10 protein-coding genes are annotated in these 9,435 nt (G+C 72.4%); 7 read left to right on the top strand and 3 right to left on the bottom strand.

Features of this window, described 5'->3' with window-relative positions; all coding sequences use genetic code 11:
• Positions 1-311 precede the first annotated feature (311 nt).
• Together ACFVYK_RS34080 and mscL are read left to right on the top strand one after the other, a co-directional pair.
• Positions 312-971 (top strand): hypothetical protein, encoded by a 660-nt coding sequence (locus ACFVYK_RS34080; protein WP_389780600.1) that lies wholly within the window; start codon positions 312-314, stop codon positions 969-971.
• A gap of 108 nt (positions 972-1,079) precedes the next feature.
• Positions 1,080-1,547 carry a large conductance mechanosensitive channel protein MscL gene (gene mscL, locus ACFVYK_RS34085; protein WP_389780601.1) on the top strand — a complete coding sequence of 156 codons (468 nt, stop codon included), beginning with the start codon at positions 1,080-1,082 and terminating at the stop codon, positions 1,545-1,547.
• Positions 1,548-1,611: 64 nt separating this feature from the next.
• Here the strand turns inward: mscL and ACFVYK_RS34090 are convergent, their stop codons facing one another.
• Positions 1,612-1,794 carry a hypothetical protein gene (locus ACFVYK_RS34090; RefSeq protein WP_389780602.1) on the bottom strand — a complete coding sequence of 61 codons (183 nt, stop codon included), beginning with the start codon at positions 1,792-1,794 and terminating at the stop codon, positions 1,612-1,614.
• Positions 1,795-2,000: 206 nt separating this feature from the next.
• Here ACFVYK_RS34090 and ACFVYK_RS34095 point away from each other — a divergent pair, with 206 nt between their 5' ends.
• From ACFVYK_RS34095 to ACFVYK_RS34115, 5 genes are all read left to right on the top strand, one after another.
• The gene (locus ACFVYK_RS34095; protein ID WP_389780603.1) at positions 2,001-3,461 is read left to right on the top strand and encodes a low temperature requirement protein A; all 1,461 of its coding nucleotides are present in this window, start codon (positions 2,001-2,003) and stop codon (positions 3,459-3,461) included.
• Between the two features lie 53 nt (positions 3,462-3,514).
• Positions 3,515-4,543, top strand: a complete 1,029-nt coding sequence (locus ACFVYK_RS34100; RefSeq protein ID WP_389780604.1) for a P1 family peptidase — start codon at positions 3,515-3,517, stop codon at positions 4,541-4,543.
• A 351-nt stretch (positions 4,544-4,894) separates the two neighbouring features.
• A complete protein-coding gene (locus ACFVYK_RS34105; RefSeq protein WP_389780605.1) occupies positions 4,895-6,124 on the top strand; it encodes an Ig-like domain-containing protein in 1,230 nt (409 codons plus the stop codon).
• Positions 6,121-6,336: a hypothetical protein gene (locus ACFVYK_RS34110; protein ID WP_389780606.1), complete on the top strand. Its 216-nt coding sequence runs from the start codon at positions 6,121-6,123 to the stop codon at positions 6,334-6,336. Before ACFVYK_RS34105 ends, ACFVYK_RS34110 begins: the two co-directional genes overlap by 4 nt.
• Before the next feature lie 158 nt (positions 6,337-6,494).
• A complete protein-coding gene (locus tag ACFVYK_RS34115; protein ID WP_389780607.1) occupies positions 6,495-7,241 on the top strand; it encodes a DUF6227 family protein in 747 nt (248 codons plus the stop codon).
• A 16-nt stretch (positions 7,242-7,257) separates the two neighbouring features.
• On the opposite strand, the gene ACFVYK_RS34120 is transcribed toward ACFVYK_RS34115, so the two are convergent.
• Together ACFVYK_RS34120 and ACFVYK_RS34125 are read right to left on the bottom strand one after the other, a co-directional pair.
• Entirely contained in the window at positions 7,258-7,557 is a 300-nt protein-coding gene (locus ACFVYK_RS34120; RefSeq protein WP_389780608.1) for a hypothetical protein, read from the bottom strand.
• A gap of 176 nt (positions 7,558-7,733) precedes the next feature.
• Positions 7,734-9,431 (bottom strand): PTS fructose transporter subunit IIC, encoded by a 1,698-nt coding sequence (locus ACFVYK_RS34125; RefSeq protein ID WP_389780612.1) that lies wholly within the window; start codon positions 9,429-9,431, stop codon positions 7,734-7,736.
• Between the last annotated feature and the right edge of the window lie 4 nt (positions 9,432-9,435).

A 9,435-nucleotide genomic window follows, 5' to 3' on the forward strand; every position in this document is an offset into this window, starting at 1 on the left:
GCCGTAGGCGTTCCGGCTGCGGCGAGTGGGGTGCCGGGGCAGGGGCGAGGCCCCGGCTGCGGCGAGTGGGGTGCAGGCGCGAGGCGGGGGCGAGGCAGCGGGGAAGCAGCGGGGAAGCAGCGGGGAAGCAGCGGCGAGGGAACGGACGGACTGCGGGTTACCGGCACGAGCGGTGGAACTCCTCGTTCGGGTGGCGGAGTTGTCCACAAACCGTGGACGGTCCACCGGCTCCGGCGGGCTGCGAGGTGAGGGGTCATCGTGGCTGTGCAAGCCCGTCCCCCAGCCCGTCCCTCCTCGCAGGTGGTGGTCCCGTGTCCGCTCTTCCCCCCTCCCCTCCGCTCGCCTTCCCGTCCGCGCCGTGCCCGCCCGGCCCCGAGGCGCCCGCCACGTGCGAGGTTCCCGCCTTCGACCCGGTGCGCGTCGGCCACGGCCGCCATCGGCTCAGCCGGCTGGTCCGTAGCCGCAGGCGTGCCCTCGCGATCGGTCTCGCCGTCACCGCCGCCGCGCTCGTGGCCGCCGGCCCCCGGAACGGCGACCCGGCACGCGGCCATCCCGGCGGGGACGCGCGCGGTAGCTCACACTCCCGCGCGCAATCACCCGCCCACGCCCCCGTGACCGCCCCTCGCACCGCCGAGAAGGTGACGGCCCCGGTGCGCATCGCCGACGCGGCCGCCGTGCGGCTGCTGCACCCCGGTGACCGGGTCGACGTCATCGCCGTCGAGCAGGCGGCGGGCGGTGCGCGCGGCGGCACGGGCGACAGTACGGGCGGCCAGGTCCGGGTGGTAGCGCGCGGGGCGCTCGTGACGAAGGTGCCCGAGCCCGTGGACGCCTCGGCCTCCGCCTCCCTCCCGGCCTTCGGAGGAGCAGCCGGCGAGGGCGGCGCCCTGGTCGCCCTGTCGGTGCCCCGGTCGACCGCGGCGCGTTTGGCGGGCGCCGGCGCGACGGCCCGACTGGCGGTGACCTTGTGGTGAGGTCGAGCCGCTCGTCGGAGCTACCGCGCTGGACACGCCCACCCAGCCGTGACGTAGGTTGCGGAGCTGTTTGTTCCACAACCTGTACATGCGAGGAGTGTCCCCGAGGTGAGCGAGAAGAAGGCAAGCGTCCTGCAAGGCTTCAAGGCCTTCCTGATGCGTGGGAACGTCGTCGATCTGGCAGTCGCGGTGGTGATCGGCGCGGCCTTCACGAACATCGTCAACTCGGTGGTGAAGGGGATCATCAACCCGATCATCGGAACGATCGGCACCCAGAACCTGGACAGCTACAGCTCCTGCATCAAGGGCTCGTGCAGCGGTACGGGCGACAACGCTACGGGTGTCCGGATCCTGTGGGGCTCCGTCCTCGGCGCGACCCTCACCTTCCTGATCACGGCGGCCGTCGTGTACTTCCTGATGGTGCTGCCCATGTCGAAGTACCTGGCGGCGGTCGAGGCGCGCAGGAAGGCCAAGGAGGGCACGCACGAGGTCATGGAGGTGACCGAGCTGGAGGTGCTCAAGGAGATCCGCGACGAGCTGATCGCCCAGCGGGGCTCGGGCGACGGCCGACGGTAGGGACGCACCCCCGCCCGGCCCGCGGGGTCCTCGACATCCCCGGGGTCGTCCGGGTCCTTAGGGCTCAGATGTGGTGGGGCGGCTTCTCGTCGAGGAAGCGCTTCAGGTCGGCGGCGCTGTCCCCGCCGGCCGCCGGCTGCTCGCCCCACCCGCGGTCGGTGTCGTCCGACGACTGGCGGTCCAGCGGGTCGTCGAAGATCAGCGCCGCCTTCGGGTCGCGCGGCTCGGGGGCGGCTGGGGTGCTCATGCGTCCAGGGTACGGCCCCGGCAGTACCCCGGTCCGGGGCCCGCACGAGGACCGCGCCACCCACCGCGAACACCGCGGCCGACTCGGTGAACCGCACCGGCGCCCCCACGAACCCGGCGGGCCGGCCCCCGGGGAACTGCCGGCGGCTCGCGGGCCTGCGGATCCCGCACAAGATTTTCCGGTGGTTATCTGTTGTGCTGGGACCCATGACGTCCAGTACGCCCCCGCCGGCCCCTCCCCCCGGCGGCCCCTCGCCCTCGCCCGCCCCCGCTCGGAGACACCCCCTGCGCAAACTGACCGCGCGCGGTCGGGGCGAGGCGCACCGGGTCGCCTCCCCGCTCGAGCTCTTCTTCGACCTGTGCTTCGTCGTGGCCATCGCCCAGGCGGGCGTCCAGCTCGTGCACGCGGTGGCGGAGTCCCACGCGGGCGAGGGCATCCCCAATTACGCGATGGTCTTCTTCTCCATCTGGTGGGCCTGGATGAACTTCACCTGGTTCGCCTCGGCGTACGACAACGACGACGCCCTCTACCGGGTCGTCACGCTGATCCAGATCGCCGGGGTGCTGGTGCTCGCCGCCGGGGTGTCCCGGGCCTTCGAGGACCACGAGTTCCTGGCCGTCTGGCTGGGCTACGTCATCATGCGGGTCGCCATGTCCTCGCAATGGCTGCGCGTGGCACTGTCGACGGGGGGCACGGAGCGGACGACGGCACTGCGCTACGCCGGTGGCGTGCTGCTCTGCCAGGTGGGCTGGATCGGGCTGGTGACTCTGCCCGAGGGCGGCAGGGCCTGGCTGTTCCTGGTGATGGCCCCGCTGGAGATGTGCGTGCCGCTGTACGCGGAGCGTGGCCACCCGACGTCCTGGCACCCGCACCACATCGCGGAGCGCTACGGGCTGTTCACGATCATCGTGCTCGGCGAGACGATCGCGGCGGCCACGGTCGCCGTGAAGTCCGGCATCGACGAGAACGACGCCCTGGGCGAGCTGCTGCCGATCGCGGTGGGCGGCCTGCTGATCGTCTTCGCCGCGTGGTGGATCTACTTCGTGGTGCCCATCCACGGGCATCTGCGCTCCAACAGGCAGGCGTTCCTGTGGGGCTACGGGCACTACGTCGTCTTCGCCTCGGCAGCGGCGATCGGCGCGGGCCTGGAGGTGGCCGTCGAGCAGGCCGTCGGGCAGGCCCACCTCTCGACGCTCGCCGCGTCGGCGGCCGTCACCCTGCCGACGGCGTTGTACCTGCTGGCCGTCTGGGTGCTGCACTCACGCCACTTCAAGGTGGGTCTGGCGCAGCAGTCGGTGCTGCCGGTCACCGCGCTGTCGGTCATCTGCTGCACGTTCCTGGGCGAGTGGGCGGTCCTGGCGGCCGGCCTGGTCACGGCGCTGGCGGTGGCCACCGGGTCGACCCTGACGGCGCGCATGATCGCGCGGGACTCACGGGCCGTCTCACAGGACGGCTCTCAGAACGACTCACAGGACGGCTCTCAGAACGGCTTCCAGGGCGGTTCGCGCAACGACTCGCAGGACGGCTCCCCAGGCCCGCGAGACCGAACGAACGCCCAGAACCCACAGAACCCACAGAACGCGCGGAAAGCACGGAACGCGCAGAAGGCACGGAACGCACCGGATTCCGGGGACAGTTCGGAGCAGGGCTCGCGCTCGTCGGTGTGACACGGTCGGACTCCGCCCGCCTGTGCGGTGCGGGCCGGGTGAGACTGACTGCCATGACAGTTGACGCTCTGACGGACGTCGTCGGCATGCGGGTCGGCCACGCGACGCGGACCGGTGACGGGTGGCTCACCGGCGCGACGGTCGTCCTCGCGCCCGAGGGGGGCGCCGTGGCCGCGGTGGACGTGCGCGGCGGCGGTCCCGGCACGAAGGAGACCGACGCCCTCGATCCGCGCAACCTGGTACAGAAGGTCGAGGCGGTCGTGCTGACGGGCGGGAGCGCGTACGGACTCGACGCCGCGTCCGGGGTGATGGCCTGGCTGGAGGGGCAAGGGCGCGGAATCCGCGTCGGCCCGGACCCGGCGCACGTCGTGCCGGTGGTGCCGGCCGCCTGTGTCTTCGACCTGGGCCGCGGCGGCGACTTCCGGGCCCGTCCGGACGCGGCCACCGGCCTGGCGGCCGTGACGGCGGCCGCGGCGAGCGAGCCCGGGGCGCCGGTGGCACAGGGGTGTGTCGGCGCGGGGACGGGCGCGGTGGTCGGGTCGCTGAAGGGCGGCGTGGGCACCGCCGCCGTCGTCCTGGGCACCGGGATCACGGTGGCCGCGCTGGTGGTGGCGAATGCCGTGGGGTCGGTGCTGGATCCGGAGACGGGAGCGTTGTACGGGGAGTCGTCCCAAGGGCGCGTGGCGTACCCGGAGGCCCGGGTGCACGAGGCCGCGCGCCGAAGGCTCGCCGAGAGCGCGGCCAGGAACGCGCCTCCGCCGCTGAACACCACCCTCGCGGTGGTCGCCACCGACGCCGACCTGTCCAAGGCGCAGGCCCAGAAACTGGCGGGCACGGCGCACGACGGGATCGCGCGCGCGGTGCGTCCGGTGCATCTGCTCAACGACGGGGACACCGTCTTCTCGCTGGCGACGGGCGCTCGGCCACTCGCCTCCGGCGACCCGCTCGCCCTGAACGAGGTTCTCGCGGCGGGCGCGGACATGGTGACCCGCGCGATTGTCCGAGCCGTACGCGCGGCCGAGTCCGTGGACGGCCCGGGCGGCGCCTGGCCGTCGTACGAGGAGCTGTACGGCGGCCGGTGACGCAAGGGTCGGACGGCGGTGGCCTCGGACCGCACTGTCCGTTGGCGGCGGTGGCCAGGACGGCGCTGAGGCTGGACGGCAGTGGCCATAGGCGGCCGTGGCCAGGACGGCGCTGAGGCTGGACGGCAGTGGCCATAGGCGGCCGCGGCCAGGACGGCGCTGAGGCTGGCCAGCAGTGGCCATGGGCGGCCGCGGCCAGGACGGCGCTGAGGCTGGCCCGTTGGTGATTGTCCCGGTTCTGTCACGTGGTCGTGCCAACGGCGCGCGGAGAGGAACTCCGGCCGTCGCCGGAGCCCTCCTGTTCCACGTAAGGAAGCGGATCACTCACCTCACACGAAACCGGAGCAGCCCGTGACGACGGCGGACAAGACAGTGCGGCGCGCGGTAGGAGCCTGTGCGGCCCTGGTGGTCGGCGCTCTGACCCTGACCGCCTGCGGGGGCAGCGCCAACGCCGAGGGCGGCGACGCGAAGGGCGGCAAGGGCGGCGGAAGCGGCGTCAGGACGTCCACCGCCAAGATAGTCATCTCGGCCAAGGACGGCTCGACGGGCGCGTCGATCAACCAGACCGGTGTGAAGGTCAGTGACGGCCGGCTCGCCGAGGTGAAGATGACGGTGGCCGGGTCGAGCCAGGCCGTCGAGGGCGACCTGTCGGCGGACGGCAGCAGCTGGAAGCCGAAGGAGCAGCTGGAGCGCGGCACGAAGTACCAGATATCGGCGACCGCGAAGGACGCGAACGGCAAGACCGCGGCCGCCAACTCGATTTTCACCACGGTCGCCTCGGCGAACAGCTTCATCGGCACGTACAGCCCGGACGACGGCACGACGGTCGGCGTCGGCATGCCGGTGTCGTTCACCTTCGACAAGGCCATCGCCGACAAGAAGACCGTGCAGTCGCACATCACCGTCACCTCCAGCAGCGGTCAGCAGGTGGCCGGCCATTGGTTCGGCACGCAGCGGCTCGACTTCCGGCCCCAGGAGTACTGGAAGGCCGGCTCCAAGGTCACGATGAAGATCGACCTGGACGGTGTTCAGGGCGCGAACGGCGTCTACGGGGTGCAGAAGAAGACGGTCAGCTTCACCATCGGGCGCTCGCAGGTCTCCACGGTCGACGCGAACACCCAGACCATGACGGTGGTGCGGGACGGGCAGACCCTGAAGTCCACCCCGATCTCCACGGGCGACCCCGAGCACACCACCTACAACGGCCAAATGGTGATCTCCGAGAAGTTCACGCAGACGCGTATGAACAGCCGGACGGTCAACCTGGGCGCCGAGTACGACATCCCGGACGTGCCGCACGCGATGCGGCTGACCACATCCGGCACCTTCATCCACGGCAACTACTGGTACAAAAAGGGCAATCCGCCCTTCGGTCGCACCGGCACCAGCCACGGCTGCGTCGGACTCGCCGACGTACAGGGCGCGCAGGGCGACACGCCCGCCAAGTGGTTCTACGACAATTCGCTGGTCGGCGACGTGGTGGTCGTCAAGAACTCCCCCGACAAGACGGTGGCCCCCGACAACGGCCTCAACGGCTGGAACATGTCGTGGGCGGAGTGGACCGCCGGGAGCGCCGCGTGAGCGTCGCCCTGAGCACCACCGGCGCCATGCGCAGCACCGGCGCCATGCGCAGCACGGGGGCCATGCGCAGCACCGACGCCATGCGCAGCACAGGGGCCATGAGCTGCTTGAGCGCCATCTCCATGATCGACAAGGGCGACGACGGCCGCGCGGGGAGCGCGCTCCGCGACGGGCGCGCCGGAAGCACCGCGAGCACCGGAAGTGCCGTCTGACCGGCGGTTTCTGAGAACGCGTCGGGCCGTGCGGGAACCATCCGCGCGGCCCGGGCGTTTTCCCCGACGTACGTTTTCTCGGTTCCCGGACACGATGTCCGACCGAGGGGCTACGGTATGCACCCACAAGGTGACATGCAGCAACGCCGGGAGAAGCCTTGAGCGTTCCGTACGAGACGACAGCGTACGAACCAGCCGAGTCGCCCGAGTCTCCGGAGGAGCATCTCGCGCGACTGCTCGGTCGCGCCCTGAACTCGTTCGAGCTGCCCGACGAGGCCCTGCGGCGGCTCGACTGCGCGCTGGCCCACGACAGCTCCCTGCACTCCGCCCACCACAGTGCGGGCCTGCACCGCGAGACCTACCGGCACACCTGGCTGCTGGCCGACGGCTGCGCGCTCACGCTGTGGGAGCTGGTGCACAACACCGCCCCGGGCAGCGAGCCCCAGCACGAGGTGTACGTGGACGAGGAGGAGCTGCGGGCCGCCACGGCCCGGCTGCCGCTGCCCTCCGAGGCGCCGGACTTCGAACTGCCGGTATTGGTGCAGCTCGCGCCGGTCCCGGCCCCCCGGCACGTCTACGTGCCGGACGACTCGGCGGACCACGCCCGCCGTCTGCTGCGCCGCGCGGAGAACCCCGACCGGCCGGACGCGGACACGACGGCGCTGCTGCGGTCGGCGTTCGCGCACCAGATCAGGCAGGCCTTCGGACGCCCCTGCCGCGCCGGCCGGATCGGCCTGGGCTACTCGCTCTACGAGCACGCGTTCCTGCTGCGCGACGGCCGGGAGATCTCCCTGTGGGAGGTCGAGCACACGGCGACGCCCGACGGGCGGCACATGTGCGAGGTGTACCCGTCCGAGGCCGCGGCCCGCGACGCGATGGAACGCCGGGCGGCACAGGTCTCCTGAGCCGCGCCGGCCCGGATCAGCGGTCGCCGTCGAGCCTGCGCACCAGGCCCGCGAAGGCGTCCTCCTCGGCCGTGGTCAGCTCGACGGTCTCCCGGCGGGGGCCGGTCCGCTGCTGGCGCGGGAGCGCGGGAAGCGCCGGGACCGCGGGCAGGACGGGGAGCACGGGGAGCACGGGAAAGGCGTGGAGCGCCGCGTGGGCCTCGGCGCGGGCGCGCATACGGCGCAGGACCCGGGTCAGGACGAGCAGCCAGGCGACGGACGCCACGGCGAGAACGGTCAGAGCCGTCAGCTGGGCGGGCGTGAGATGCACGGGCATACCGCCCAGTACACCCCACGGTCCGGGACTTTGGCCCCGGACCGTGATGTATCTCGCAGGTCACGCAGATCGCCTCATAAGCGGCCGCCGTAGAGTCGGCCGCCCGAGCGGCGAGACGCTCGGGCGGCTGGGCGGCGGTCCGGCGGCTAGCTGTGACCAGCACTTTCGCAACAGACCTAGGCGGCGATCGGCTGCTTGGTCTCCGCCGTGGTGGCGGTCTCGACGGCGCCTTCCGCCGTCCCGGGCTCGGCGGCGCCGGGGACCGGCTTGCGCATGCCCTTGAGGACGATGACCACGGCCGTCGTCACGCACACGCCCGCCGCGATGGCGACCAGGTACAGGAACGGGCTGCCGATCAGCGGCACCACGAAGATGCCGCCGTGCGGGGCACGGAGCGTGGCGCCGAAGGTCATCGACAGCGCGCCGGTGACCGCGCCGCCCGCCATCGAGGCGGGGATGACGCGCAGCGGGTCGGCCGCGGCGAACGGGATCGCGCCCTCGGAGATGAAGGACGCGCCCAGCACCCAGGCGGCCTTGCCGTTCTCGCGCTCGGTCGGGGTGAAGAGCTTCTTGCGGACGGTGGTCGCGAGTGCCATGCCCAGCGGCGGGACCATGCCCGCGGCCATCACCGCGGCCATGACCTTCATCGCGGAGTCGCTCGGGTCCTGGACGGCGATGCCCGCCGTGGCGAACGCGTACGCGACCTTGTTGACGGGGCCGCCGAGGTCGAAGCACATCATCAGGCCGAGCAGCACGCCGAGCAGGACGGCGTTGGCGCCGGAGAGGCCGGACAGCCAGTCCGTCATGCCCTTCTGGGCCTCGGCGATGGGCTTGCCGATCACGACGAACATCAGGAAGCCGACGAGCAGCGAGGAGATCAGCGGGATCACCACGACCGGCATGATGCCGCGCAGCACCGGCGGGATCCTGACCCGCTGGATCGCGAGGACGATGCCGCCCGCCAGGAGACCGGCGACCAGACCGCCGAGGAAACCGGCGGCGATGTTGGAGGCGATCATGCCGCCGACGAACCCGGGGACGAGGCCGGGCCGGTCCGCCATGCCGTAGGCGATGTAGCCGGCCAGGACCGGGATGAGGAAGCCGAAGGCGACCTTGCCGATCTGGAACATCAGCGCGCCCCAGCTGTCGACCTGGGTCCAGGAGAAGTGCTCCATGACCGAGGGCGCGTCGGCGATCCGCCAGCCGCCGATCGCGAAGCCGAGGGCGATCAGCAGGCCGCCCGCGGCGACGAACGGGACCATGTAACTGACGCCGGTCATCAGCCACTTGCGCAGCTTGGTGCCGTAGCCGTCGCCGGACTCGCCGGCCCGCTCGACCGGTGTCCCGCCCTTGGCGCCGGCGGTGACCTCGCCGCGCGCCGCCTTCCCGCGCACCTCGCTGATCAGCTCGGCGGGCCGGTTGACGCCCGCCTTCACGCCGACGTCCACGGTGGGCTTGCCGGCGAAGCGGTCCTTGTCGCGGACGGGGACGTCGTGGGCGAAGATCACACCGTCCGCCGCGGCGACGACGGCCGGGTCGAGCCGGGTGAAACCGGCCGAGCCCTGCGTCTCGACGACCAGCTCGACGCCCGCCTCGCGGCCCGCCTTCTCCAGGGACTCGGCCGCCATGTAGGTGTGCGCGATGCCGGTCGGGCAGGAGGTGACGGCGACGATCCGGAAGGGACGCGCGGCCTCGGGGGCGGAGCCGGGGGCCGGGTCCGGAGTGCCGGCGGGGGCCGGCTCCGGGGCGGGGACCGTGCCGGCGGGGGCGGAGGCCGCCGCCGACGCCCGCACGGGGTCTGCGGACACGCCCTCGGCCCCCGCGGGCGCGGGCTCGGGGGCGGCCCGGGCAAGGGGCGCGGCGCCGCGGAACAGCGCC

This window comes from Streptomyces sp. NPDC058291 (genome assembly GCF_042880855.1).
Taxonomy (GTDB): domain Bacteria; phylum Actinomycetota; class Actinomycetes; order Streptomycetales; family Streptomycetaceae; genus Streptomyces.